At 65.7% G+C, this 25,490-nt stretch carries 23 protein-coding genes and 1 tRNA gene; 14 read left to right on the top strand and 10 right to left on the bottom strand.

The annotated features are described in order from the left end of the window. Positions 1–372: 372 nt before the first annotated feature. The 3 genes from groL (at position 373) to CKV91_RS04045 (ending at position 5,041) form a co-directional block, all read left to right on the top strand. A complete protein-coding gene (gene groL / locus CKV91_RS04035) occupies positions 373–2,007 on the top strand; it encodes a chaperonin GroEL (RefSeq protein ID WP_065860939.1) in 1,635 nt (544 codons plus the stop codon). A 419-nt stretch (positions 2,008–2,426) separates the two neighbouring features. Beyond that, positions 2,427–4,034, top strand: a complete 1,608-nt coding sequence (locus tag CKV91_RS04040) for an MFS transporter (RefSeq protein WP_065860947.1) — start codon at positions 2,427–2,429, stop codon at positions 4,032–4,034. Between the two features lie 59 nt (positions 4,035–4,093). Beyond that, on the top strand, positions 4,094–5,041 hold the full coding sequence (locus CKV91_RS04045) for a CPBP family intramembrane glutamic endopeptidase (protein WP_021104793.1): 948 nt from the start codon (positions 4,094–4,096) through the stop codon (positions 5,039–5,041). Here the strand turns inward: CKV91_RS04045 and CKV91_RS04050 are convergent. Beyond that, positions 4,983–6,056: a serine hydrolase gene (locus CKV91_RS04050; RefSeq protein WP_065860940.1), complete on the bottom strand. Its 1,074-nt coding sequence runs from the start codon at positions 6,054–6,056 to the stop codon at positions 4,983–4,985. The genes CKV91_RS04045 and CKV91_RS04050 overlap by 59 nt on opposite strands. Before the next feature lie 196 nt (positions 6,057–6,252). Next, on the bottom strand, positions 6,253–7,911 hold the full coding sequence (locus tag CKV91_RS04055) for a DNA repair helicase XPB (protein ID WP_065860941.1): 1,659 nt from the start codon (positions 7,909–7,911) through the stop codon (positions 6,253–6,255). Positions 7,912–8,152: 241 nt separating this feature from the next. On the opposite strand from CKV91_RS04055, the gene CKV91_RS09375 reads away from it, so the two are divergent. Next, the gene (locus tag CKV91_RS09375) at positions 8,153–8,326 is read left to right on the top strand and encodes a hypothetical protein (protein WP_157738730.1); all 174 of its coding nucleotides are present in this window, start codon (positions 8,153–8,155) and stop codon (positions 8,324–8,326) included. Between the two features lie 734 nt (positions 8,327–9,060). Here the strand turns inward: CKV91_RS09375 and CKV91_RS04060 are convergent. Further along, positions 9,061–11,181 carry a helicase-associated domain-containing protein gene (locus tag CKV91_RS04060; RefSeq protein WP_095140964.1) on the bottom strand — a complete coding sequence of 707 codons (2,121 nt, stop codon included), beginning with the start codon at positions 11,179–11,181 and terminating at the stop codon, positions 9,061–9,063. Continuing rightward, entirely contained in the window at positions 11,178–12,080 is a 903-nt protein-coding gene (locus CKV91_RS04065; protein ID WP_021106073.1) for a YggT family protein, read from the bottom strand. The genes CKV91_RS04060 and CKV91_RS04065 overlap by 4 nt, the downstream gene beginning before the upstream one ends. Before the next feature lie 305 nt (positions 12,081–12,385). Here CKV91_RS04065 and nagB point away from each other — a divergent pair, with 305 nt between their 5' ends. The 3 genes from nagB to CKV91_RS04080 all read left to right on the top strand — a co-directional run bounded on the left by nagB (position 12,386) and on the right by CKV91_RS04080 (position 14,549). Further along, positions 12,386–13,183 (top strand): glucosamine-6-phosphate deaminase, encoded by a 798-nt coding sequence (gene nagB, locus CKV91_RS04070; protein WP_021104800.1) that lies wholly within the window; start codon positions 12,386–12,388, stop codon positions 13,181–13,183. Between the two features lie 116 nt (positions 13,184–13,299). Next, a complete protein-coding gene (locus tag CKV91_RS04075) occupies positions 13,300–13,683 on the top strand; it encodes a cold-shock protein (protein ID WP_021104801.1) in 384 nt (127 codons plus the stop codon). Beyond that, the gene (locus CKV91_RS04080; protein WP_021104802.1) at positions 13,683–14,549 is read left to right on the top strand and encodes a DUF3027 domain-containing protein; all 867 of its coding nucleotides are present in this window, start codon (positions 13,683–13,685) and stop codon (positions 14,547–14,549) included. Before CKV91_RS04075 ends, CKV91_RS04080 begins: the two co-directional genes overlap by 1 nt. 128 nt (positions 14,550–14,677) lie before the next feature. Here CKV91_RS04080 and CKV91_RS04085 read toward each other — a convergent pair whose 3' ends face one another. Both CKV91_RS04085 and CKV91_RS04090 read right to left on the bottom strand, forming a co-directional pair. Continuing rightward, a complete protein-coding gene (locus CKV91_RS04085; RefSeq protein WP_065860948.1) occupies positions 14,678–14,911 on the bottom strand; it encodes a DUF2530 domain-containing protein in 234 nt (77 codons plus the stop codon). 184 nt (positions 14,912–15,095) lie between these two features. Beyond that, entirely contained in the window at positions 15,096–15,869 is a 774-nt protein-coding gene (locus CKV91_RS04090; RefSeq protein WP_157738732.1) for a DUF7691 family protein, read from the bottom strand. Between the two features lie 70 nt (positions 15,870–15,939). Here CKV91_RS04090 and CKV91_RS04095 point away from each other — a divergent pair, with 70 nt between their 5' ends. Continuing rightward, positions 15,940–16,965, top strand: coding sequence for a hypothetical protein (locus CKV91_RS04095; protein ID WP_157738734.1), 1,026 nt, complete (start codon positions 15,940–15,942; stop codon positions 16,963–16,965). 61 nt (positions 16,966–17,026) lie between these two features. Here CKV91_RS04095 and serC read toward each other — a convergent pair whose 3' ends face one another. Beyond that, the gene (serC, locus tag CKV91_RS04100; RefSeq protein WP_065860944.1) at positions 17,027–18,196 is read right to left on the bottom strand and encodes a phosphoserine transaminase; all 1,170 of its coding nucleotides are present in this window, start codon (positions 18,194–18,196) and stop codon (positions 17,027–17,029) included. A gap of 83 nt (positions 18,197–18,279) precedes the next feature. Here serC and CKV91_RS04105 point away from each other — a divergent pair, with 83 nt between their 5' ends. The 4 genes from CKV91_RS04105 to trxA all read left to right on the top strand — a co-directional run bounded on the left by CKV91_RS04105 (position 18,280) and on the right by trxA (position 21,998). Beyond that, positions 18,280–19,458 carry an N-acetylglucosamine-6-phosphate deacetylase gene (locus CKV91_RS04105; RefSeq protein WP_411791901.1) on the top strand — a complete coding sequence of 393 codons (1,179 nt, stop codon included), beginning with the start codon at positions 18,280–18,282 and terminating at the stop codon, positions 19,456–19,458. Positions 19,459–19,703: 245 nt separating this feature from the next. After that, the gene (locus tag CKV91_RS09925; protein WP_021104808.1) at positions 19,704–20,405 is read left to right on the top strand and encodes a metal-dependent transcriptional regulator; all 702 of its coding nucleotides are present in this window, start codon (positions 19,704–19,706) and stop codon (positions 20,403–20,405) included. Continuing rightward, entirely contained in the window at positions 20,405–21,490 is a 1,086-nt protein-coding gene (locus CKV91_RS04115) for a hypothetical protein (RefSeq protein ID WP_021106065.1), read from the top strand. The genes CKV91_RS09925 and CKV91_RS04115 overlap by 1 nt, the downstream gene beginning before the upstream one ends. Before the next feature lie 145 nt (positions 21,491–21,635). Next, the gene (gene trxA, locus CKV91_RS04120; RefSeq protein ID WP_021104810.1) at positions 21,636–21,998 is read left to right on the top strand and encodes a thioredoxin; all 363 of its coding nucleotides are present in this window, start codon (positions 21,636–21,638) and stop codon (positions 21,996–21,998) included. A gap of 61 nt (positions 21,999–22,059) precedes the next feature. Here the strand turns inward: trxA and CKV91_RS04125 are convergent. Continuing rightward, positions 22,060–22,135, bottom strand: a tRNA-Arg gene (locus CKV91_RS04125). 163 nt (positions 22,136–22,298) lie between these two features. Here CKV91_RS04125 and CKV91_RS04130 point away from each other — a divergent pair. Further along, positions 22,299–23,720 (top strand): UTP--glucose-1-phosphate uridylyltransferase, encoded by a 1,422-nt coding sequence (locus tag CKV91_RS04130; RefSeq protein WP_021106064.1) that lies wholly within the window; start codon positions 22,299–22,301, stop codon positions 23,718–23,720. 32 nt (positions 23,721–23,752) lie between these two features. Further along, positions 23,753–24,094, top strand: a complete 342-nt coding sequence (locus CKV91_RS04135; protein ID WP_095141078.1) for a hypothetical protein — start codon at positions 23,753–23,755, stop codon at positions 24,092–24,094. A gap of 245 nt (positions 24,095–24,339) precedes the next feature. On the opposite strand, the gene mscL is transcribed toward CKV91_RS04135, so the two are convergent. Continuing rightward, positions 24,340–24,717 carry a large conductance mechanosensitive channel protein MscL gene (mscL, locus tag CKV91_RS04140; RefSeq protein ID WP_021104814.1) on the bottom strand — a complete coding sequence of 126 codons (378 nt, stop codon included), beginning with the start codon at positions 24,715–24,717 and terminating at the stop codon, positions 24,340–24,342. An 81-nt stretch (positions 24,718–24,798) separates the two neighbouring features. After that, complete coding sequence (locus tag CKV91_RS04145) at positions 24,799–25,320, bottom strand: SAF domain-containing protein (protein ID WP_169712414.1); 522 nt, start codon at positions 25,318–25,320, stop codon at positions 24,799–24,801. Positions 25,321–25,490: the final 170 nt, after the last annotated feature.

Genomic DNA, 25,490 nt, shown 5'->3' on the forward strand with positions numbered 1-25,490 from the left:
CCCGGACGATCCCGTTGTGCCCGGGCAATCCCGCTGCGCCTGGACATCCTCTGCGCCTGGACAATCCTGTTGCGGGGGATCCCGTTGTGCCCATGGGGCTGTTGCGCTCATGGGCACCATCCCGGTGAACTCGTGGGCACAATCCCTTTGCACTCATGGGGGGTGAGTGCTAAAAATGATCTTGGCACTCGGACATGACGAGTGCTACCGACTGGAGCGATGTTGCGAGCGTCGATCCGGCCGGGGACCCGGTGATGAGATCACCTGATCGTCCGTCGCGGGCATCACGGGGCAACAACGCGAGGCCGACACCTCGCAGTACATCTGACGTCCAGGGCACACAGCCCACCGGAGCGGAGGACTCCCCCAAACATGGCGAAACTCATTGAATTCAACATCGAGGCCCGCCGCGCACTCGAGCAGGGCATGAACACCCTTGCCGACGCGGTCAAGGTCACCCTCGGCCCCAAGGGCCGCAACGTCGTCCTGGAGAAGTCTTGGGGCGCACCGACGATCACCAACGACGGCGTGTCGATCGCCAAGGAAATCGAGCTCGAGGACCCCTACGAGAAGATCGGCGCCGAGCTCGTCAAGGAAGTTGCCAAGAAGACCGACGACGTCGCTGGCGACGGCACCACCACCGCCACTGTCCTGGCCCAGGCCATGGTGCGCGAGGGGCTGCGCAACGTCACCGCCGGTGCCAACCCGATGGGTCTCAAGAAGGGCATCGAGGCCGCTGTCGAGGTCATCAGCGCCCGGCTCTCCGAGATGGCCATCGACATCGAGACCAAGGAGCACATCGCTGCCACCGCCACCATCTCGGCCGGTGATCCCAGCGTCGGTGAGACCATCGCCGAGGCCATGGACAAGGTCGGCAAGGAAGGCGTCATCACCGTCGAGGAGTCGAACACCTTCGGCATCGACCTCGAGCTCACCGAGGGCATGCGCTTCGACAAGGGCTACATCTCGCCCTACTTCGTCACCGACACCGAGTCGATGGAGGCCGTCCTCGAGGATCCCTACATCCTCATCGTCAACTCCAAGATCAGCTCGCTCAAGGACATCCTTCCCGTCCTGGAGCAGGTCATGAAGTCCAGCAAGCCGCTGCTGGTCATCGCCGAGGACGTCGAGGGTGAGGCCCTGGCCGGTCTCATCGTCAACAAGATCCGTGGCACCTTCAAGTCCGTCGCCGTCAAGGCCCCAGGCTTCGGTGACCGTCGCAAGGCCATGCTCGCCGACATCGCCATCCTCACCGGTGGCCAGGTCATCTCCGAGGAGGTCGGCCTGTCGCTCGACGCCGTCACCCTCGACCTGCTCGGCAAGGCCCGTTCGGTGCGCGTCACCAAGGACGAGTGCACCATCGTCGACGGTGCTGGCGACGCCGAGCAGATCGCCGGCCGCGTCACCCAGATCCGCAAGGAGATCGAGAACTCCGACTCCGACTACGACCGCGAGAAGCTCCAGGAGCGTCTGGCCAAGCTGGCCGGCGGCGTCGCCGTCATCAAGGTCGGCGCCGCCACCGAGGTGGAGCTCAAGGAACGCAAGCACCGCATCGAGGACGCCGTGCGCAACGCCAAGGCTGCCGTCGAGGAGGGCATCATCCCCGGTGGTGGAGTCGCGCTCATGCAGGCCTCCAAGGCCGCCACGATCGAGGGCCTGGAGGGTGACGAGGCCACCGGCGCCCAGATCGTCCTGTCCGCCTGCTCCGCCCCGCTCAAGCAGATCGCCACGAACGCCGGTCTCGAGGGTGGCGTCATCGCCGAGAAGGTCGCCAACCTGCCGGCTGGTGAGGGCCTCAACGCTGCCACCGGTGAGTACGTCGACATGGTCAAGGCCGGTATCATCGACCCGGCCAAGGTGACGCGTTCCGCCCTGCAGAACGCCTCCTCCATCGCGGCCCTGTTCCTCACCACCGAGGCCGTCATCGCCGACAAGCCCGAGCCTGCTCCGGCCCCCGCCGGTGACCCCGGCATGGGTGACATGGGCGGCATGGGTGGCATGATGTGACATGCCATCGGCAATGCTGATCTGAGGCAGTGCTGGTACAGACACAGCGCTGGTACGGACATGGGACGGCCCGGTTGGACCGTCCCATGTCCGTTTCTCAATGGATCTGTCCCGTGTCCTACAGATCTACCTCGTGCCCTACAAGATCTGCTGCGCCTCCCCATCGGCCTGGGCGGGAAGTTTTTCCGGTTGAGGGCGCCCAATGCCAGCCGATCGCGTCCAGGACACGCAATGTGGCTTCCCGATGGGTGATGGTGAGTGATAATTGATGATCCCCCAGCGTCACTGCCCGGCGTGTGGTGCTGCCGGTGAGCCCCGCGCACACCGTTGGCGCGCCAGCCCCAGTACTGGGCGGGAACGATCACGACAGAAGGACGACGATGAGCACACTGCCGCACGGTGCGGATGAGACCACACGACTGGTCCGCGACACCCCGCCCTCGGGACCGCACCGCGGAATCGGTGCCATTGCCGCCGTCGCCACCCTGGGCTCCCTGCTCTTCGGCTACGACACCGGTGTCATCTCTGGTGCCCTGCCCTACATGTACATGCCCGGTTCCGCCGGCGGGCTGGGGCTCACCGCCGTCCAGGAGGGGGCGATCGGTGGAATCCTGCTCATCGGAGCGGCCATCGGCGCCATGGTCGGGGGAGCGATGTCCGACCGGTGGGGGAGGCGTCACAACATCACCACCCTTGCCATCATCTTCCTGCTCGGGGCCCTGGGGACGACGTTCGCCCCCACCGTGGGCATGGTCTACCTCTTCCGCTTCGTCCTGGGGTTCGCCGTCGGTGCCGCCTCGGCCACCGTGCCGATATATCTCGCCGAGAGCTCTCCCAAGCGTATCCGCGGAACGGTCGTGGCCATCGACCAGTTCATGATCGTCACCGGCCAGCTGCTGGCCTTCACCATGAACGCCGTCATCAACGTCGCCCACGGAGGGCCGCAGATCACGGTGCGACGCAATGGCAACGCCGATCCGCTCGGTATCACCTCGGGCCCACATTCCTGGGACGAGATTCTCGGACTGCAGACCTCCAAGGGCGGCCCACTCGACGAGACGGCCTACCATGCCTTCCTCGACAACCTCGTCATCTCCTCGGGCAACGGTGCGGCGTGGCGATGGATGCTCCTCCTGTGCTCCATCCCAGCCATCGCCCTGTGGATCGGCATCCGCCTCATGCCCGAGTCGGCCCGCTGGTACCTGTCCAAGGGACGCCTCACCGACGCCATCGGAGTGCTGAAGCGCGTTCGGGACGAGGCCAAGGACGGCCCCATCCAGGACGAGATCGAGGAGATGCTCGCCGCCCAGCATCACGAGAAGCAGAATGCCCACCAGGGGAATGCCCTGGCACATGTGTGGCGCACGCCGTGGCTGCGCAAACTGCTGTTCGTCGGCATCTTCCTGGCCATCGTCAACCAGACCACCGGCGTCAACACCGTCATGTACTACGCCCCCAAGGTGCTGGAGTACGCCGGGATGACGACCTCGGCCTCCATCACCGCTCAAGTGGGCAACGGCGTCATGTCGGTCATCGGGGCAGCAGCCGGGCTGTGGCTCGTCTCCCGATTCAGCCGTCGCAGCCTGCTCATCTTCGACGTGACGGCTGTGGGGGTCATCCTGCTGGCCATCGCCGCGACCTTTCACCATGCCATCGCCTCGCACATCGCCGACGGAACGACGCCACCATCCTGGGCGCCATACCTGGTGCTCGTACTCATGGCGGTGTTCATGCTCGTCGTCCAGTCGACCAACGGCACCGTCGTGTGGACCATGCTCGGTGAGATGTTCCCCTCCCATGTGCGTGGCGTCATGAACGGAACGGCGATCTTCTTCATGTGGATCGTCAACGCCGTCATCACCTTCACCTTCCCTGCAATGATGGCTGGGCTCGGCGGCAGCGTCACCTACCTCAGTTACGGGCTGCTCAACCTCGTCATCGCCGTGGTGCTGGTGAGGATCATGCCGGAGACCCGGGGCAGGTCCCTGGAACAGATCGAGGCGGAGATGGAGCAGCGGTACTCCTGAGCCGAGCCGCAGCCATCGCGCCAGCCCTGCCCCGCGGGCTCACCCGGTACCATGCCCGGGTGAGCACCTCGCCCAGCAACCAACCCTCCCAGAACCAGACGTCAGGCTCCGGTGAGGCACGTGACACCAGCTACTGCGATGCCTTTCTGGCGCACGCCTCGCGACTGCCGCCCATGATCGTCGTCGTGGCGTCGTTGGTGATCCTGGCCGTCGGACAACTGATCGTCTCGGTGCCAGCCACCGCCCTCCTCGGCACCAAACCGGCACCGCGGACGAGCTCGGTGGTGGTGCTCCTCTCGTTCTGGGGGGTGTGGCTCGCGCTGTGGGCGTGGATGCGATTCGTCGACGGACGCCCGATACGTGCCCTGGGGCTGGGGGCCCGACGCGCCGAGGTGTGGATCGGCCTGGTGATCGCGCTGGTCGTCCTGGGCGGAGATCTCCTCGTCATGACGGCGGCTGGGCAGGGCAGACTACGCTGGGCCCACCCGCACCCCGCCCAGATCTGGCAGGTTCTCGGTCTGGCCGTGCTCTTCGTCATCCAGGGAAGTGCCGAGGAGGTCGTGCTGCGCGGCCATCTCATGCAGACCGTTGCGGCGCGGTGGGGCATCATCGCCGGAGTTTCGATCCAGGCCGTTCTCTTCGCCGTGCTGCACGGTGCCAACCCCGGGGTGTCGGTCGTGGCCGTGGTCAACATCGCCCTGTTCGGCCTCATGCTCGGCGTCCTCGTGCTGTGGCGAGGCAGCCTGTGGCCAGCAGTGGGATTCCACGGGGTGTGGAACTGGCTGCAGGGGCCAGTGCTGGGATTCGACGTCTCCGGAATGGACTTCGGTCAGACGATCCTGCGTCAGACGCACCCTGAAGCTGCATCGACACTGTGGACCGGCGGGAGTTTCGGGGCCGAGGCGGCGTTGCCCACCACGGTGTTCCTCATGGTGGTGACCGGTCTTCTCATCGTGGCGTGGCGGTCCGGGAAGATGTCTGGGAGCCCCGCGCACCTGTCGAACTGAAATCCTGCGGATACTTCGTAGTCCACTGGGGGTGCTCGTGGACGGCCATGATCCCCGCAAGTGATTCCAGCGTGGAGATCTGGTATTCCATGGTTGACGCCGCGGCACGGCTCAGCCCAGCCAGGATCATGCCGTCGGGGCCGTCCATCGCGGCCACCGAGTTGACGTGCCACGCATTGTCATGGGGCAACCAACCGTTCTTCACCCGTCGATCGACGGTGTGCGGGATGGCAGCCGTCATTCCCCAGGTCTGTTCGTCGTCCACGTGGCCCAGCAGGTTGATGGCGTAACGCCGCATGGGTTCGGGGATGATCGGGTTCTTCATGGCGAAGTGACTCATGATGACCACCTGGTCGCGAGCCGTGGTCGTCGTGAGCCCCCAGCCCTGGGTCGAGGGCGTGGTCTGGTCGGCCCCCATGGAACGCAGCACCTTCTGCACCGCAGGGGCCTCACCGACTCTCGTCCACAGCTCGGTGGTGGCGTCATTGTCGGACTCGGTGATCATCGGCTCGATGAGCGACTTCTCGGTGGCGGTGAGGCCACGCCCCTCCCGGTGGGCCTGGACCATGACGGTGGCCATCACCGAGAGTTTGACGACACTTGCCGTGATGTAGGGATCATGACTGCCGGTGTCGAAGGCATAGATCGTGGCACAACCCGGATACCGCATGGCCACCGCAGCGCTGCCGCGGCGATTCCTCATGTAGCTGCTCAGGCTGGATTCATAGCTGAACCTCTCGGTACGTCCCGGAGCGGCCGGATCCTTGCCACGGGGGCTCGAGCACCGCGGGGAGGCTGACGTGGCAACGCTCGGTGTCGGACTGGCGAGGGCTGGTGAGCTCGCAGCGGTGGTGGGCCGGGCCGCCGCGCTCAGAGCTGGTCGTGCCGTGGGCGAGGGCAGGGCGCCGTCCGATCGACTCGGACCGTGCTGGGCCCCGCAGCCAGCCAGCAGTGACAGACACACCAGGCAGACGGCGCCGCGAGTCGGTGCCCGACGCAGGGTGTGGTGAAGCACGGTGCGCCCGGTGAGATGATGCGGCTGTACGTCATGGCTGTCCGGGGCGAGTGGCGCACGCCGGTGGCCGCGCAGAATCGCCCTGTGCCGTATCACCCTGTGTCGCATGACCACGCGCGGCGATGCATGCCCGTTCTGCTCCCCGGGCTGCGCTGCATGCCCGTTCTGCTCATGGTGTGGCAAACGGATCACGGCGTCACCCCATTCCTACCTCACCGCTCAACTCCGCGGAGTCGATGATACGGTACGAATACCCCTGCTCGGCCAGGAAACGTTGCCGATGCGAGGCGAACTCGGCATCCACGGTGTCCCGGGAGACGATGGCGTAGAACCGCGCCGTGCGGCCTTCCTTGGGGCGCAGCAGCCGCCCCAGTCGCTGGGCCTCCTCCTGACGCGACCCGAATGCCCCCGACACCTGGATGGCCACCTCAGCACTGGGCAGGTCGATGGAGAAATTCGCCACCTTGGAGACGACGAGCAGATCGATCTCACCGTCGCGGAACTCCTGGTAGATCCGCTGACGCTGCACCGAGGACGTGTGGCCAGTGATGAGCGGACAGCCCAACTGCTCGGCCAGTTCCTCCAGCTGATCCACGTACTGACCGATGATGAGCGTCGGTTGACCGCGATGCTCCCGAACCAGCTGCTGGACGACGCCGTTCTTGCTTGGCTGGGTGGCCGCCATCCGGTAGCGCACGTCCGGCTCGGCCAGGGCACAGGCCATCCGCTCGCCATCGTCGAGTGTGACGCGTACCTCCACGCAGTCCGCCGGGGCGATGTAACCCTGGTTCTCCAGTTCCTTCCACGGCGCGTCATAACGTTTGGGGCCGATGAGGCTGAAGACGTCGTCCTCGTGACCGTCCTCCCGCACCAGGGTCGCCGTCAGTCCCAGCCGTCGTCTCGCCTGCAGATCTGCCGTCATGCGAAACACCGGCGCGGGCAGCAGGTGCACCTCGTCGTAGATGACGAGTCCCCAGTCGCGGGCCTCGAAGAGTTCCAGGTGGGGATGCACGCCGTGCCGCTTGGTCGTGATGACCTGATACGTCGCGATGGTGACCGGGCGTACTTCCTTGCGGGACCCGGAGTACTCGCCGATCTCGTCGGGGGTGAGGGTGGTGCGCCGCACCAACTCGTCCTTCCACTGTCGGGCCGAGACGGTGTTGGTCACCAGGATGAGCGTCGTGCAGCGAGCCCGTGCCATCGCAGCAGCTCCCACGACCGTCTTGCCAGCTCCACAGGGCAGCACGACGACGCCGGATCCGCCACTGAAGAATGAGTCCGCAGCGAGCTTCTGGTACTCCCGCAGCTGCCAGCCGTCCTCGTCCAGGGCAATGTCGTGGTGTTCCCCGTCCACGTACCCAGCAAGATCCTCCGCCGGCCACCCCATCTTGAGCAGGGCCTGCTTGAGGGTACCCCGTTGGGAGGGATGCACGATCGCCGTGGCCTCGTCGATCTGCTCACCCACCAGACCGCGCACCTGCTTGGAGCGAAGCACCTCGGTGAGGACCGCCTTGTCGGTGCTCAGCAGCACGAGGCCGTGGGCCGGATGTTTCTCGATGCGCAGCCGGCCGTACCGGCTCATGGTGTCGGTGACGTCGATGAGCAGGGAACTTGCCACGGGGTAGCGCGAGTAGCGCATGAGGACGTCGACGACCTGCTCGGCATCGTGGCCGGTAGCCATCGCATTCCACAGTCCCAGCGGGGTGAGTCGGTAGGTGTGGATGTGCTCGGGTGCCCGCTCCAGCTCGGCGAACGGGGCAATGGCATGACGGCACTCGTCGGCCAGGGGATGATCGACCTCCAGCAGCAGGGTTCGGTCGGACTGGACGATGAGGGGACCAGGAACGTGAGACATCCTGTCAATTATGACTCAGTCATGGCCCGGTGGGCACGGGGTGCGGAACGGAGACGGCGATTCGCCGGGGAGCTGACAGCCCAGCCCAGAGGCGGCAATGGCAACGAGGATCGTGGCTGGGGCCAGGGGTCACTGGCCTGGTCTGGTGGGGTTTCCCGGCGATTGCCGGGGAGTCTGGTGCCGCGCTGGAGCGCTCCGTCCCGCAGATGGACGTGATGCGTCATCGGGTGGTGCACTACCCGTGACAGTTGGTGTTGGGTGGGCGGTTGATGTCGGGTTGGCGTCGGGCGACGACGTGGAACGTGCCGTGTCACTGGGGCTGGGAGTCGCAGACGTGCTGGGCGATTCCGACGTGTCCGGCTCCGGGGTGTTGTGCCCTGAGGCGCTCGGCGTGGTCGTGGGGGAGGGCGACTGACGACGTTGTGACGAGGAGGTTCTCGGTGTGGTACCTCGCCGTCGCGCGGTGTGTGAATGGCGGGGGTGTGGGGCGCGATGACGCCGGGGGCTGGTCCTCTTCCGCTCGTCCTGCTGTTCCTCGGAGCCCTCCCGCTGCTGGGAAGACGTCTCTGGTTCACCGGCTGCCCCGGAATCTCGATGGTCCACCGGAGGCGGGACGACGAACAGTGCCCGCCACGGGCTGTGAACCTGAGTCGGAGTGACCGCAGCCACCTGCACCAGCACATGATCTGTCGAGGTGGGCCACGGAATCGTCGCCGTGGTCTGCGCGATACGTGCCATCTGACGTCCGTCCACCGTGACGTCGTACTCCAAACTCTCATCGCTGCGTGGAGCCTGCCAGGTGAGGGTGAAGGACTGGGCATCGTTGTGGGCCAGGCTCAGATCCGCCACCGCCGGGGGCACCGAACGAGGACCGGGTGGAGGACTTGACGTCCATGCCGGTGTACTCACCGCGGAGGAGGCCGGCACGGAGCTCGGCGATGGAGCAGCGGAGTGTTGACGCAGGGCGACGATGGCTGCGACCACCCCGAGGAGGGTGATCCCAGCTGCCGTAGCAGTAATGGCTCGTGACCCCACGCCCCAAGCCTAGGAGATGTGGGATGTCTGCACAGCACAATGGCCAGACCATCGCCGCTGAGCCAGCATGGGCACATCTGGTGCGGGGACGTGCGTCGCCGCGGGATCGCGCGGTCAGGCGTTCTCGAGGCGAGCCCGCACCATTCGTGGCAGGGGGATGATTTGCATCCCGCCGCCACCACGGTGCACACATCGGGCAGCACCGCTGGCCACTGCCAGCACCCGTACGACGCTCTGACGAGCCTGGCCGGAGTCGTCGACGTGGTCCAGCCGTATCCAGGCGCCATGGCTCTGGGCCTCGCGCAGCAGACTGGCGATCTCGTCCGTGCTGTTGGCCGACGGTTCCGTGCTGGCAACCAGGGCCTCGGCCACCGTCTGTGGGTCGACCGGTTCGGAGGTCGGTTCCCGGGCGGGTGTGCGGAATCGTGCCGGGGTCGGGGAATTGAGCACCGTGCCGTGTTGATCGCGAGCCACCGGGGCGAGTCCCTGCGCACGCAACGCGGCCAAGGTCACCTCGGGCTCTGCCTGGGCGATGAGCAGGGTGGGGGCCACTCGACGCAGACCGAGCTCGCTGGCCTGGTCGCTGCGCAGCAGTATCTCAGCGGACGCCGGGTCGTCCACCTCGATGAGGCACGATGCAGCGGACACCGACACCCTGCCGTGGTCGCGCACCACGTCGTCGAGCAGGATGAGCAGGCCCTGCGGCACCTCGGTCATGGAATGCTCCGCCCACCAACCACGAACCTGCTCACGTGTCCAGCCGGCGTCCAGACCGCGGCGCAGCGAACTGCGGGAGAATCGTCGGACACCGGCAACCCCCGTCGACTCTCGATCGGCCAGCAGAGCGAGATCACGAGACATCGCCGGGGTGAGCGGTCCCGGGGCGACGACGGTGAGGTCGGACTGCAGGATGAGATCGGTACCTGGCTCAGGCATCCCCGGATCGCTCCGGTCGTCGGCCAACCGGCTGCGGCACCCCAGGGCGATGACTCCCAACAGCGATGCCTCGTGCAGCACCGCGTCAATGACCTCATGGGCCTCGGCGACCGGCCAGGTGGGGTGGAACCAGGCCAACCTCTCGCTCACCTTCTCGGTGTCGATCGGCGTACCCACCGGTGCACTGGCGATCTGGGTGGCGATCTCGCGCCGCCACGTCTGGGCGGTGGCCGGCGACGGGGCATCGAGTGAGTTGGAGAGTTGCCCCGGGGCGCCTGTCATGGTGAGCCATGCGTCGTGCAGGGCGAGCCATCGTTGCCACAGGGCGGACTCACTCCAGTGGTCGGAGGCTTGGCTGGGAAGCCAGCCCCGAGCGTCGGCCCCCAGCAGGTCGGCGCTCACGGCGAGCCACAGGTGGAACCAGCCGTCCTCGCGTCGGCACACCCGTGACAAGGCCTTGAACCCGTCACGACGAGCCATGCCGCCGTTTCGCAATCGGGCTGGATGCATGTGGTCGACGGCCTCGAGCAGGGCGGACATGGCACTCACGGCCTCCAAGGCCGTCCCGATGGCGGCGGTGTTGACGCGATCGGGGTCCTGGGCCTCGGGCCAGGCGGGCGGCTGAGGGGCCACGACGTCGGGGAAGAGCCGTCCACGACGCGCGTGCAGGGCAACCTCCCTGGGCAGGATGACGGTGTGGTCGTCCACGGGGCGCAACAGGTGATGTGCCAGGGCCAACTCGACCGGAGTGGTGGCATCCTGCGGGGAGAGTGGCCGGTTGGCGTGGGGCAGTCGGCCGGTGGGGCTCCAGGCGAGCCGTTCGATGACCGGGATGACGGCGGGTCCAGCGGCCGCCAGCCGTCCGGGGACGTCGTCAATGACCGTGGTGCTGCGCGGTGCCAGCCCAGCAGGGAACGGCCCCAGCAGACCAGCCGCAGCCCCCACCACGTGCACGGTGTCGTGATCCTCGAGCAGCAGGAGGATGTTCCCGAGGTCGTCAAGGGTCGTGTCGACGTCTGCCTGGGTGGGTGGGCAAGCCGTGTCTGGCGTGCATGCCATGACGATGTTGCGGCGCGGTACGTCGCCCAGGGCGACGGCAGCGGTGAGTACCCGCAACTGCCAGGCATCGAGGGACTCGACAGCTGCCCGTGTCGATGCCGCCGTCGTGGCGCGCTCGGCGAGGTCGGGCAGGGATCGTGGCGCCGGGTTGGCGAGATCGGGACGCAGGGTGAGCAGCTGGGTGAGCTCCTGGACAGACAGGCTCCGCAGTTTGCCGGCAACGGTGATGGCTGAGCTCACGGGATCTCCGGGGTGAGTTCTCGGTCGGCAAGGACGAGGCTCAACGGGGCCATGACGAGGGCGCCGATCTGACACACCCAGCAGATCTGCTCGAACGTCGACCTGGTGGGTGAGCCGAGCACGACGAGCGTCACCATGATGACTCCCAGTACCCCGACGAGTTTGCGCAGCACGGGGCCCATGACGGGGTTCGTCATGGCGAAGCAAGCCACGACGAGGGCACCCAGCGGAGCCGTTCGCGGCACCAGGTGCAGGAGGAATCCGACCATCATTCCCCACCCCAGTACGAGGACCAGATCGGTGATGTCACGGTGGGCGCTGTGCGGGGTCCCGGTACCTCGCCAGGAGGCAGGGATCCGCTGCCACAGGCCCTCGGGTGCAGCATCCTCCGGCAGGGGCTGTTCGACGGCGGCCGACAGGTGGAGAGCATCCGTGGGGCTCTGGCCGGCTTCCCCCGACGCGGTGGAGAGCTGGGAGGTCATGACGCGCAGCGGCTGGTGTGGATCCACCTGGCCGGTCATGTGGTCGTGAAGCGTCTGCATCGTGGGGAACGCCACGGTGGGATCACGACGTGGCTCGCTGCTGGGCACCACGTGTTCCAGGGCCGGACCCTGGGCGGGGGTGTAGGTCGTTGGAGGGGTGGGCGGGTCGAGGACCGGCATCGCCGTCGGCGCGACGTCTTCCAGAGGAGCGGCGTCGGGCATGGCCAGCCCGTAGGGGGCCGGGGCAGCTCCGAGAACGTTGATGACAGAGCCGATGGGATGGTTGCGGTGCGGTGATGGACAGGTGGTCGGGGTGGTTCCGTGGTCGGTTGAGTCGGGGCCGTTCGAGTCGGATGGTGCAGCAGTCGGTGCGCACGCATGTCTCGGGTGCTCAGCGGGGCCAGATCGTGCAACCATGCTCACCATCCTAGGTGTGTCCCGAAGAATCCCGAGTCATCCGGGGTGAGTCACCATCCGAGCCGGTCATCGTCCGGGGCTGGTCATCGGTGGGTGACGATCACTCACCGGACTGGTTGGCACCTACGGGGCTGGCTGATCGTGTTCTGCCTCGACGGCCGCAGCGTCCCCCCCTATACTGGCTTTCCAATGACGAGTCCACGTGCCCGGCGCGCCAGGTGAAGGATCACCGGACGCACGGCATTGAGCAATGACGCTCGGACGCATGGGCAATGGGCACCCGAACACGACACGGAGGAGAGGCCATGGAGGTCATCATCTGCAAGGACACCACCGAGATGGGCGAGATCGCCGCTCGTCACATCATCGCCGTGCTCGCCCGGAGCACGCATCCGGTTCTGGGGGTGGCCACTGGTTCCTCCCCGCTGTCCACCTACCAGGCCTTGGCTCGGCTCGCCAAGGCCGACATGGCCGATTTCAGCAACCTCTCCGCCTTCGCCCTGGACGAGTACATCGGTCTGAGCCCCGATGACGAGCGCTCCTACACCGCCACCATCAAGCACACCGTCACCGAGCAGCTGGGGCTCGACCCTGCCAACGTCCACGTGCCGGAGGGCTCGGCGCGCGACCTCGTCGCAGCATGTCAGAACTACGAGAAGGCGATCAAGGCCGCCGGCGGGGTGGACATCCAGATCCTCGGCATTGGTGGCAACGGCCACATCGGTTTCAACGAACCGAGTTCCCCGTTCAGCTCTCGCACCCGTGTCATGACACTCGCCCCGCGTACCCGTGAGGACAACCAGCGGTTCTTCCATGCCGACGAGGCCGTGCCCACCCATTGCCTCACCCAGGGGCTGGGGACGATCATGGAGGCCCGTCATCTCGTCCTGCTCGCCAACGGTGAGGCCAAGGCCGGCGCCATCGCTGCAGCCGTCGAGGGGCCGGTCAGTGCCATGTGCCCGGCGTCCGTGCTGCAGTTCCACCAGCAGGCAGTCGTCATCGTCGACGAGGCGGCGGCGTCCAAGCTCGCCAACGCCGATTACTACCGTCACGTGCAGAAGAACCAGCTCGATGGGTGGGGCGTCGCCGACCAGCGGGGCTGATGCGATCCACTGCGCGGTGGAGTTGGTTTGCTGCTGCCGGTACTCTTGACATACTGCCCGGACAATCGAGTGTTTCGGGCGATGACGTATTTCGTGACGACAGGAGTGAGCCAGAGATGCCAACCGGTAAGGTGCGTTTCTACGACGCTGCCAAGGGGTTCGGTTTCCTGACCAAGGATGGCGGTGGAGACGTCTATGTCAACGCGCAGGCGCTGCCGGACGGTGTGTCAGCGCTGCGGCCCGGTCAGCGAGTCGATTTCGGCATCGTCGAGGGACGACGTGGGGAGCAGGCACTCTCCATCCAGGTTCTCGACACCCCGCCGTCCGTCTCGAAGGCTGCGCGCAAGCGTCCGCAGGAGATGGCGGTCATCTGCGAAGATCTCATCAAGATGCTCGACCGGATGGGCAATGGCTACCGACACGGACGTCACCCAGATCCACGCAACGCCGAGCGGGTGGCCAAGTTGCTGCGGGTCGTCGCCGATGAACTGGAGCTGTGATGAGCCAGACACCTTCCGAACCAGTCGCCGCCAACCACGAATCGGCCGCTGAGGCTGAGAAGGAGCCGGCCAGGCCGCGTCGTCGCGCACGCGCGGCGGCCAGGCCCAAGGCTGATCCCACCATTGCCAGGGCAGTCGACGAGGCCCGAGAGGCAGCCGAGTTCGAGGCCAGGGATTTCGGTGTCGGTGACTATCTGGGAGCCGTCGTCGACGGGGAACGGATGCTCACCCACCTGTTCGAGTGCACCCATCCGGGATATCGGGGATGGCGCTGGGCGGTCTCCATGGTGCGCGCCTCCCGAGCCCGCAACGTCTCCGTCAGTGAGGTGTGCCTCATCCCCGGTGACGACTCCCTCGTCCCCCCAGCTTGGGTGCCGTGGCGAGACCGTCTGCAACCAGGCGACATCGCTCCCGGGACACTGCTGCCGACCCCGGACAACGATCCCCGCCTGGAGCCCGGCTACACCGGGGGTGAACTGGCCGCCGACGAGGACCCGGCCGAATGGGCGGCGACTCGCGCCGTTGTCGCCGAGCTGGGACTGGGAAGGGAACGCCTGCTCTCCCAGGCCGGACGGGATCGGGTGGCCGAACGGTGGATGAGGGGCACGGGCGGCCCCTCCGACAAGTCCACCAAGCATGCCCCGCATCCCTGCCAGACGTGCGGCTACTTCGTGCGACTGTCCGACAGTCTGGGACGGATCTTCGGGGTCTGCACCAATGAGTACGCGCCCTTCGACGGGACGGTCGTCCACGTCGAGCACGGCTGTGGTGGCCATTCCGATGTCGTCGAGAAACATACGGGAATCGAGATCCCCGAACCGGTCTACGACACGATCGACACCGATCAGTCGATCTTCTCCGAGTGATGCCCGGCCCACACCCTGATCCTGCTCACCCCTGATCCAGCTGGGGTGTTGGGCGGCATCCGCGACGTGCGCCCCCGGTCTCGGGGAGGCACGGACGCGAGTGGCACGGGCTCGGGCCAGGGCAGGTCTCAGTGGTCGCGGGTGGCACTCGTGCGGCCACGCCGCCGGATCGCGTACACCATCCCGCACAGTCCCAGAACGGTTGCGGACACGCAGATCCACAGCCAGTCCCGATAACCTGCTTCGGTGAGGGCGTCGAGCCGAATCCAGCACACGAGACTCGCCACGGCGAACAGGACGGTCCCGATGATCGAGACCATCACGCCGTCCTCGTCGAGGGGAGGGACCGTCGCCTGCACCAGGAGGGGGCCCCGCGACGATGTGTGCGCATCTGCGGTGCTGACGACGTGCTTCTGGCTGTTACCCACGCCACCATGGTAGCGACGGTGCCTGCTCGGCAGACGGGTTCTCGCCAGCCGAGCACTGCCTGAGAGGCAGCTTCCGGCGCAGGCACAGACCGGCGAGGCACAGAGGTGACGGGTCCGATCACGAGGCTGAGCGCGTCGGGAGGATGCCGCTGCCAGGCGTGCTGACCGGCGGGACGGTGGCCAGGGTCGCCGGGTCCTCGTGGCGCAGGATGATGAGGTCTGGTCGAGGACGTCCAGCAGCGCGTGCTTCGTCGTACCAGCTGGGGAACTTCTCGAGGAAGTCCATCAGCGCCCGAACATTCCGGACATTGTCGTCCGAGAGGTACGGTACGGCCCGGTCCAGCGCCGCACAGGTGGCCTCCACATGGCTGGCGCGAGAATATCCCACTCGCATACCAGGCGCTGGACGCAGAGGAATCTGCGGATCACCGCCGAAGAGGCGGTTGAGGCCCAGGTAGCTCGGGACTCCTGCGCGTGCCAGTTCGAACTCAAGGGCGTCGTACTCCCGGCGGGTGCAACTGGTCGTCAGCGTTCCCCACGACAACTTCTCCAGCCACAGATCCAGCACCCGCCAACTCTTGACCAGTTCGTTGGGCGCGACGAATCGCCCTTCCAACAGATCGTCAGCCGTGCGTTCAGTGGGGCTGCCGGCTCGGTGCATGACGATGTGCGGTCGCCTCCGGGCACGACGGAACAGATGATTGCGCCCAACGTGCCGATCCGGTTGCGCAGGTGTGGGGAATGCTTCCAAGGCCCAGCCCCGCAGCTTCGCGGCAAGGACATCGTCAGCACCGAACACGTCGCGAACCTCATTGATCGCCAGGGCGTGCAGTCGAAACTCACCCATGAGCTCCACCCTAACTCCGGCACAGAAACACTTGGTGAATTTCACATGTTGGGCTCATGTCACTTTTGGGGGTCGATGAGGTGCCGGAGACGACGGTGGGTGTGGATCTGCACGCGTGGCAATGTGCAAGGTGCTGCGTCCACGTGGCAGGATGGCTGCCATGACAGGTGAGCGACGGTCGTGGACTGCTGCCCTGTGTTGCTGCATGGGGTGGGCCCTGACAGCTGCTCCAGCGGTGGCTGCACCGGCCAGCCTCACCCTCGACGTGCCCGACCTCGGCGAGCCGGTGGGCATTGCTGCAGACCTGTCCGAAGGACGGTACTGGGTCACGGATGGCACCACCTCGGGACGTACCACAGTGGTGTCGGTGGGCGATGACGGCAAGCTTGGCACGAAGTTGAACTGGCAGGCTCCGACCACCGACGTCCAAGCTCTGTCCTGGTACGACGAGCACCTCTACGTCGGCGACATCGGCGACTCCGCACGTCGTCGGGACCACATTCAGGTGCTGTCCCCGATGAGTCTGAACGGCGGCAGCGGTAGCTGGATGGCCTGGGACTTCTCCTATCCCGATGGCCCGCATGATGCCGCCGCCATGGCGGTGAGCCCACGCGGGAACATGTACTTCATCACGCGTGGTGACAAGCCCGCGATCTACCGCACCAGATCCAACCCCAGTCGCACCGGCGTCAATGCCCTGATCAAGGTGGCCGACGCTCCGGCTGGCGTCACGGATGCCACCTTCCTCGCAGATGGCAGCCGAATCGCCATGCGCACCGACAACGCGATCCACGTCGTGGACGCCTACTCATGGCACACGATCGGGGCGGCCAACTTCACCGATGGTGGTGGTGAGGCCATGACGACCGACCTGCGCCAGGCGAACCTGGAACTCACGACCTCTGCCACGAAGGTCACCACGGCACAGATCCCCAGCAAGGTGGAGAAGATCGCGGCGGTCCCCACAGCCAGCTCAGACCACACGGCATCACAGAAACCAACTGCAGCCACGGAGCCCGACTCCAGCAGGAGCACCTCGAAACGGCCGGTCGGAACGGTGGCAGCCATCATCGGTGCCGTTGTGCTGGCCGTCGTGGCAGGAGTGTTCGTGGGGCTGTGGGGCCGTCGGGAGGACGCCTAGGCTCGGGTATCCTCCTCGTCCAACCCCCGCAGATCACACGCCGTGGTGCTCGAGCCGTGGCTCAGTGCGCGTCGTTCAGCTCACTCTCGTCGGCGATTCGCTCGACGATCCAGTCCAGGCATGCAATGAGCGCCTCGACGTCATCGGGATCGACGGAGGCAAAGGTTCCCACGCGGATCTGGTTTTTGCCGAGCTTGTGATAACCATCGATGTCGACGATCCCGTTGGCGCGGGCCACCTTGCACAGTATGGTGGCGTCGATCGCCTCATCGAAGTCGATGGTGACCGTCACTGGGCTGCGGTACTGCGGATCCTCGACGAAGGGACGTGCCCACGGGCGGTCACTGGCCCACGAGTACAGTAGCTGGCTCGACCGGGAGGTACGGGCAGCCACCCAGTTCATGCCGCCCTTGTCGAGCACCCAGGACACCTGGTCCCGAGCCATCTGCAGTGCCGACAACGAGGGGGTGTTGAAGGTCTGGTCCTTGACGGAGTTGTCCAGGGCCTTCTGCAGATTGAGGATTCCCGGCACCCATCTGGCCGAGGCGGACAACTCGCCGATGCGCTCGATGGCAGCCGGGGAGAGGAACGCGAGCCACATGCCACCGTCGGCGGCCAGGTTCTTCTGTGCGGAGAAGTAGTAGACATCGGTCTGTGACACATCCACCGGAATCGCCCCGGCCGCCGAGGTGCCGTCGACGAGAACGAGATCGTCCTCGTCGATACCCTCCGGACGTTCCACGGGTACCCGCGCACCTGTGGAGGTCTCGTTGTGTGGCCAGCAGTAGGCGTCCACATCGGCCACGGCAGAGGGCAGGCAGACAGATCCCGGTTCTGCGGAGAAGATCGCCGGGTCGGCCAGGAAGGGGGACTGTTGCAGTTCGACAGCAAATTTGTTGCTGAACGCACCGAAGACGCCACATGCAGCCCGGTTGCGCACCAGGCAGCATGCCGCGGCGTCCCAGAACAGGGTGGCACCCCCATCGCCCAGTGCCACCTGGTAGCCATCCGGTGCGTGGTACAACTCGGTCAGCCCGGCTCTCAGCTCGGCCACGACCTGCTTGACGGGAGCCTGGCGGTGTGATGTGCCCAAGATCGACGTGGGGGCAGCCAGACCAGCCATCGCCTCGGGTCGGATCCGGCTCGGACCACACCCGAACCGCCCGTCGGCGGGCAGCAGGTTGTCGGGGATCCTCAGGTTCTGGACGAAGTCATCGGGAGCAGCATTCATGATCCCAGTCTCTCAGCTGTTCCGGGTGGGTGGCCAAGGTGTCCAGCATCATGGCGAGTTGTCGGCAGTGTGCAATCATGACGATGAGACAGACCAATGGAGGTGACGGCATGGTGCTTGCCTCACAACGTGTACTCCGGCCGGACGGAACCTTTGCCCCCGCGACCATTCACATCGACGCCGGTCGGATCACCGCGGTGGAGGATCGGATCAGTCCACAGGCCGAGCAGGTCGACCTCGCCATCGTCCCCGGATACGTCGACACGCACTGCCACGGTGCAGCAGGAGCGGATTTCACCGACGAGGACCCGCAGAAGGTCCGGGCAGCCATCGAGCACCATCGTGCCAATGGCACCACCACCCAGTTCGCCAGCACCGTCACCGAACGCATGGACGACCTCGTCGATCAGATCCATCGGCTGCGGCCCCTCGTCGCTGCGGGGGAGCTTGCCGGGATTCACGCCGAGGGGCCGTTCCTGGCCGAGAACCGCAGGGGTGCCCACAACCCCGAGCTGCTTCGGGACCCCAGTGATGCGGCCGTCACCCGGCTGCTGCAGGCTGGCGAGGGCGATCTCAGGGCGGTCACCCTCGCCCCCGAGCGTGAGTACGGGATCCGGGCCGTGCAGACCTTGACGGCCCACGGGGTGCATGCGGCATTCGGACACTCCGATGCCGACGCTGGCATCACCCGGGAGGCGGTGGACGCCGGGGCTGATGTCGTCACCCATCTGTTCAACGCGATGGCCCCCATCCACCACCGCGATCCCGGCCCCGTGCCCTGGTTGCTCACCGATTCCCGAACGCTCATCGAGCTCATCTGTGACGGGGTGCATGTCGCTGCCGATGTGCTCCGCATGGCGATTCGTACCGCCGGGGTGGAGCGCGTGGCCCTCGTCACCGATGCCATGAGCGCCACCGGTCAGCCGGATGGTCGGTACATGCTCGGGACGCTCCCGGTGCAGGTGGATCAGGGGCGGGCCCGGATTCGTCATGCCGACGGTTCGCTGGGGGCGATCGCCGGATCCACGCTGACGATGGGCGGGGCCGTGGAGTTCCTCGTGGGCAGCGTGGGCGTCGCCCTGGCCGACGCAGCGACGATGGCTGCCACCACTCCAGCACGCTGGTATGGGCTGGACGAGGTGGGCGTCATCGAGGAGGGACGTCTCGCCGACCTGTGTCTGGTTGACGACGCGGGTCATGTGGAACGGGTCATTCGTCACGGCGAGGAGGTTGATCGGTCCACCGTCGTCCGATGCGGCTGAGGGACGTCTGCTCGGGACGTCGGAGTACCGGTCGATCGGTTCTCCGAGTATGTCGTGTGCTGGGAATCTGGCTGGCATGGTGCCCCTCCGCTGCGGGAAACCGGTGGGATGCACAGCTGGTACGGGTGGGGCGCGAGCCGGGATCGAGCTCGACGGTGACGCGGATGGATCGTGGACGTGCAATGATTCACCTGTCAGTGCAGTGATTCACCCGGCAGTACGTGGGGATCAGATCGGAGGATGAGATGAGCGAACTCATTGACACGACCGAGATGTACCTGCGTACGCTCTACGAACTGCTCGAGGAGGGCATCGACCTGCGTCGGGCCCGCATCGTCGACCGGTTGCACCAGTCGGGACCGACCGTGTCCCAGACCGTGAGCAGGATGGAGCGGGACGGTCTCGTCGTGCTGCACGAGGATCGTTCCCTGGGGCTCACGCAGACAGGCCACGATCGGGCCCAGGCCGTGATGCGCCGGCACCGGCTCGTCGAGTGTCTGCTCACGGAGGTCATCGGGCTGGATCGCGTCGACGTCCATGACGAGGCCTGTCGGTGGGAGCACGTCATCTCCCCGCAGGTCGAGCAGCGCCTCGACATCATTCTGGGGCATCCCCGGGTCTCGCCCTTTGGCAACGCCATCCCATACGCGCACGGTCAGATGCCCAGTGACTCGGCCCAGCACTTCCGGGACGATTCCGAGCCCCTCACCAGTTTTCTCGAGGGGCGAACCGGCCTCGTCCGATTCCGTCTGGTACGCATGAGTGAGTTCTTCCAGGCCACTGAGCCCAACCTTGCCATGGCGGAGCGGGTGGGGATGCTTCCCGGTGACGTCATGGCTGCCTCCCGTGATGACGAGGCCATCGCGGTGCGAACCACCACGGGTGAGGTGAGGTTCCCCGAGGCGGACGCCGAGGGATTGTTCGTCACCGGGGCGGACGACCAGTGATGAGCGGTCATGAAGTGCCCCCGGTCGACCCGCTGACGCCTCGCGAGATTGCGATGCTGTGCGATCACGGTTGGGTCGACGCCGCCGACTCCCTGATGCGCACTCGCCAGGCCACCGGTCTGGGGGACGCCGCCGAACATCGGGCCGGCAGCCTTGCCAAGATCGTGCGGCGCGTCCTCACCCTCGATGCCGAGGATTTCGAGGTCATGGCCGAACACGTCCCACCACGGTTCCGGCAATCACTCATTGACGCCGGATTTCCCCACGAGCCGCGCGCCGAGCATCGCGGTGCCCTGGGAAGTCTGGTGCCGCTGTATGAGGTGATGCTCGAGGTGCTCGACGTCCGAATGGTCCGTGAGGAACCCCAGCACGTCGTCGTCACGGCACACATCATTGGCGAGTACCTGGAGCAACTGGCGTGGGAACCCGTTCTGGGTGACGGCGGCGACCCGATCACCCTGCCGTCGGTGGTGGGGGAGAAGTGGGGCGGCGATGGCCACGACTGCGCTCACACCTCGGCCATGAATGCCACTGCCCATCGCAGTCTCAATGCTGCCTCCGGCGACGTCACCGGATACACCGCGTACCTGGACAAGTTCCATTCCCGGCTCGGTGAGGCGTTGGGGGTGTGCGCGATGAATCATGCAACGATCGGCGTCGGCGAACGCCCGGACGTGGGCATCACCTGCCCGCACCCGTGTGCCTGGGTGCTGCAGGGCACCCGGGCACAGCGTCGTGGACTCGATGCCCGGGTGCGACTGGCTCGCATGTACCAGGAGTCCTCCCTCGTTGCCCTGCGTCATCACGCTCCGGTCGGGCATTTCTTCGGGGTACCGTCGGCCCAGGAGATCTCTGCGGCATGGATCGACACGTGGAACAAACTCAACGAGCAGTGGGCGGACGGCTGCAACCCGTTGCTCGACGAGGACGCCCCCGGGTGGGGCGTCCAGGCGCCTCAGGAGGCGCTCCCCGGTCTGTCACGGCTCGTGTCGGTCATTGCCTGCCGTTCGGTGAAGGCCGGGCACCTGTTCGCAGACCTCAGCGCGGCCGTCATCGACGAGCTGGACGGCGATCAGGCTGATTGACTTTCATCGGACTGAGCCGAGACCGTCGTCGTGATGCGGCCGCGCAGTACCACTGCAACGTGGGTGCCTGGCGGAATACGGGTGTGACACGACGCGTTGACCCGGTGTACGCCCGTGACCGGCAAGCAGACATCCGGAGGAAAATATGGCAACCACCGCTATCACCAAGGACACGTTCTCGTCGACCATTGATTCCAACGACGTGGTCCTCGTCGACTTCTGGGCCGGATGGTGTGGCCCGTGTATGCGGTTCGCACCGATCTACGAGGAGGCCAGCGAGCGTCATGACGACGTCGTGTTCGCCAAGGTGGACACCGAGGACCAGCAGGAGCTGTCGGCAGGACTGGAGATCACGTCCATCCCGACCCTCATGGCCTTCCGCGGCGGCTACCTCGTGTTCCGTCAGGCAGGGCTGTTGCAGGGCAAGCAGCTCGACGAGCTCATCGATCAGGTGAAGGCCCTTGACCCCGAGGAGCTGAAGAAGCAGTCCGAGGCCCAGAAAGCCTGACTGCCGTATCGCGTGGTGACGCCGGTCTGACTCAGGTCAGGTCGGCGTCATCGTCTTTGTTTGGCGGCCCCGACAGGATTCGAACCTGCGACACATGGTTTAGGAAACCACTGCTCTATCCCCTGAGCTACGGGGCCTCACAGCCACTGCAGACGAGTGGCTACCACACGAAATCGGTGGCCGACTACCCATGCTACCAGAGCCGACCTGCAGGTCAGGCATGAGTTCTGGCTCGTGGGGTCCACGACGACTGCTCACCTCATAGGATTGATTCCGAGAACCTGCGAAAGGAGCCCAGTGATGAGCGAGAGCGGGCTTGATGCTGCCCAAGCCAAGATGCGCGATGCCGGGGTCGACCCCATCGCCATTGACGTCTTCAGTTCCTACTACACCCAGATCAAGGAGGGCCGTACCGGGATCATTCCCGAGGACTCCATCAGTCCTCTCACCGATCCGGACAGACTCGACGACGTCACGGTCGACGACGAGGTGGCTGCCGATGCCCTTGATCACACGGTGATCATCAAACTCAACGGAGGGTTGGGCACCTCGATGGGACTGGACCGGGCGAAGTCCCTGCTTCCGGTGCGGAACGGAAAATCTTTCCTCGACATCATCGTCGGCCAGGTCCGGGCGGCTCGGGAACAGCATGGTGCGCGTCTTCCCCTGTTGTTCATGGACTCCTTCAACACGCGGGATGACACCTTGGAGGCACTGGAGCAGTACCCCGATGTCCAGGTGGACGGCCTGCCGCTGGACTTCCTGCAGAATCAGGAACCCAAGTTGCGTGCCGATGACCTCACCCCGGTGGAGTTCCCGACCGATCCCAGACTCGAGTGGTGTCCGCCGGGCCACGGTGACCTCTACACCGCTCTGCTCGGTTCGGGCATCCTGGACCAGCTGCTCGACAAGGGTTACCGGTATGCCTCGGTCTCCAATGGCGACAATCTCGGTGCCACCCCGGACGCCCGTATCGCCGGATGGTTCGCCGCAACTGGTGCGCCCTACGCCGCCGAGTTGTGTCGGCGTACCGTCAACGATCGCAAGGGTGGGCACCTGGCGGTACGCAAGTCCGACGGTCACCTCGTGCTGCGCGACACTGCCCAGACCGCCGATGACGAGATGACATACTTCACCGACGAGTCACGCCATCCGTTCTTCCACACCAACAATCTGTGGTTCGACCTGCGAGCCCTGCGTGAGGTCATGACCGAACGTCATGGCGTCATGGGCCTGGCCCTCATCCGCAACGAGAAGACCGTTGATCCCAAGGACTCCTCGACCACTCCGGTGATTCAGGTGGAGTCGGCCATGGGAGCTGCGATCGAGGTCTTCGAGGGAGCCACCTGCATCGTCGTCGATCGCGCCAGGTTCCTGCCGGTGAAGACCACCAACGAGCTGCTCCTGCTGCGCTCGGACGTCTACGACCTCGATGAGCGATTCCACCTGTGCAAGACGACCGACAACGTCTGCGAGGTCGACCTCGACAAGCAGTTCTACAAGCGGGTGGGTGATTTCGACCGACGGCTGGGCGAGCCCCCGTCGCTCAAGGACGCCACGAGCCTCAAGGTTGCTGGCGACTGGACCTTTGGTGCGCACGTCACCGTCACCGGTGACGCCGTCCTCAGCACTGACGAGCCGGCCACCGTGCCGGATGGTGCCGAGCTCTCCGGCGAGGTGCATCCCGCAGACATCGACACTGTGTCTCGAGCATCTCAGTGAGTGAGGAGGCCGCGCGACGCTGCTGGGTGGCTCTGGGGTACGCCCTGACCGGCCAGCAGCTCACTGCTCCCGACGCCCCCACCTGGCAGGCGTGCGACGTCGTCGCCTGGCTGGCCGACAACGGTTGGGACGTCGGTCGACTCGTCGAGCGACGACAACAAGCCCAGCAGGCCCGGCAACCCTGGCCGACCCGACTGCCCGAGGAACTCATGGAAGGTCTGGAATTTGCCCGCTACGGGGCGTTGCTGGCTCAGGTGAGGAAGCACACTGGTCTTGACGGGTTGACGTCAACCATCCATCGGGGGCCACTGCGCATTGGCCCCCAGGAGGCTCGTCTCATGGCAGAATTGCCGCCGCACAACGTCCTGCACTGATCAGCTCTGATTGAACGTGTCGCAGGGAAGGGTTGATGCGAGGCTCGCCGATCCCCGCACCAACACCCGACAGCATGCACTGTGACGAAAAGGGCCTCACGTCGACCGTGACGGCACGACGCGTCGTCACGGTCCGCAAAGCCCCGTGGTCACAAGGTGCCTTCCCGGGGAAGCATCGGCAGACATTCCAAGACGGGGACGGCACGCCAGGAAGATACCTTCCCGAGCGCGCAGACATCACGACATCACTCTGTGCAGTTCTGCGCCGCCAACAGGTCACGGATCTCGGTGAGCAGGTCCTCGCTGCTGGGGGCCGGGGCCTCCTCCTCGGACAACTTGCCGGACTTGCGGTGCTCACTGGCGATCTCGACCGGCTTGACGATGCCGAAGTACAACACGGCAGCGATGATCAGGAAGGCGATGGCGTCCGTGATGAATGCGCCGACGTGAATCCCGCCGGGAACCCATCCTGAGAAGTTGGGGGTGCCGCCCAGCTTCCCGAGCAGATCCAGGATGATGGTCGTGAATGATTTCACCACCGTGGCGAAGGCAGTGCCCATGATGAAGGCAACTGCCATGTCGATGAGATTGCCTCGCATCAAGAAATTCTTGAAACCCTTCACAGGTGTCGTCCTTTCCATGTGTGTCCTTTGACAGATCGTGAGTGGGCAGGTCGTTCCGCCGGCCTGCCCCTCAACGTGTTTTCACCGTACGACAATTCCGATCTGTCCTTGTGAGTTCTGTGTCGCCACTCGTGCAGCGGACTGCTCATCGGTGGAGACGACGACCAGTTCGGACTGGTCATTCGACATGAGTCCGCCGCCACCCTCGTGCGGTAGACCACGGATCACGGCATCCTTGGCGATGATGCCGGGGCCGTCATCGCCACTTGCCACCACTGAGACGCGTTGCCCCACCCGCAACATTGACAGCAACGAGGAATCCGACAGCTGCACTCCCACCAGTGCCGTTCCCGGTTTCGCGTGGGATCTGGTGAGCAGGTGGGACGAGGTGAGGATGGCCCCGGTCGGCACGTCGATGCTGACGGACTGCCCGATCACCTCATCGACCCGGCCGAATTTCCCTTCCGGAACCATGGACTCGGGCACGCAGATGGTTCCCACCTGCTTTGCCTGTACTCGGGAACCCCCGCTGATGGGTTCCTTGGCGTTGACGACGCACACAGTACCTCGCGGAGGACGTTGTGCCGAGGAGAACGTCAGCACCGCCAAACCGGTCAGAAGGGCGGCCAGGATACGGCGGTGTCGGCAGACGAAGACATGAATCGAACGCCGCCAGCCTCGCCCCATGGTGCCGCCGCGCTCTGAGTGGTTGGCGCGACGTGTGGCTGTCGTGGAGAGTGCAGAGGATGCAGGCCGCCCCGACCGGGGTCGCC

This window comes from Cutibacterium granulosum, assembly GCF_900186975.1.
Classification (GTDB): domain Bacteria; phylum Actinomycetota; class Actinomycetes; order Propionibacteriales; family Propionibacteriaceae; genus Cutibacterium; species Cutibacterium granulosum.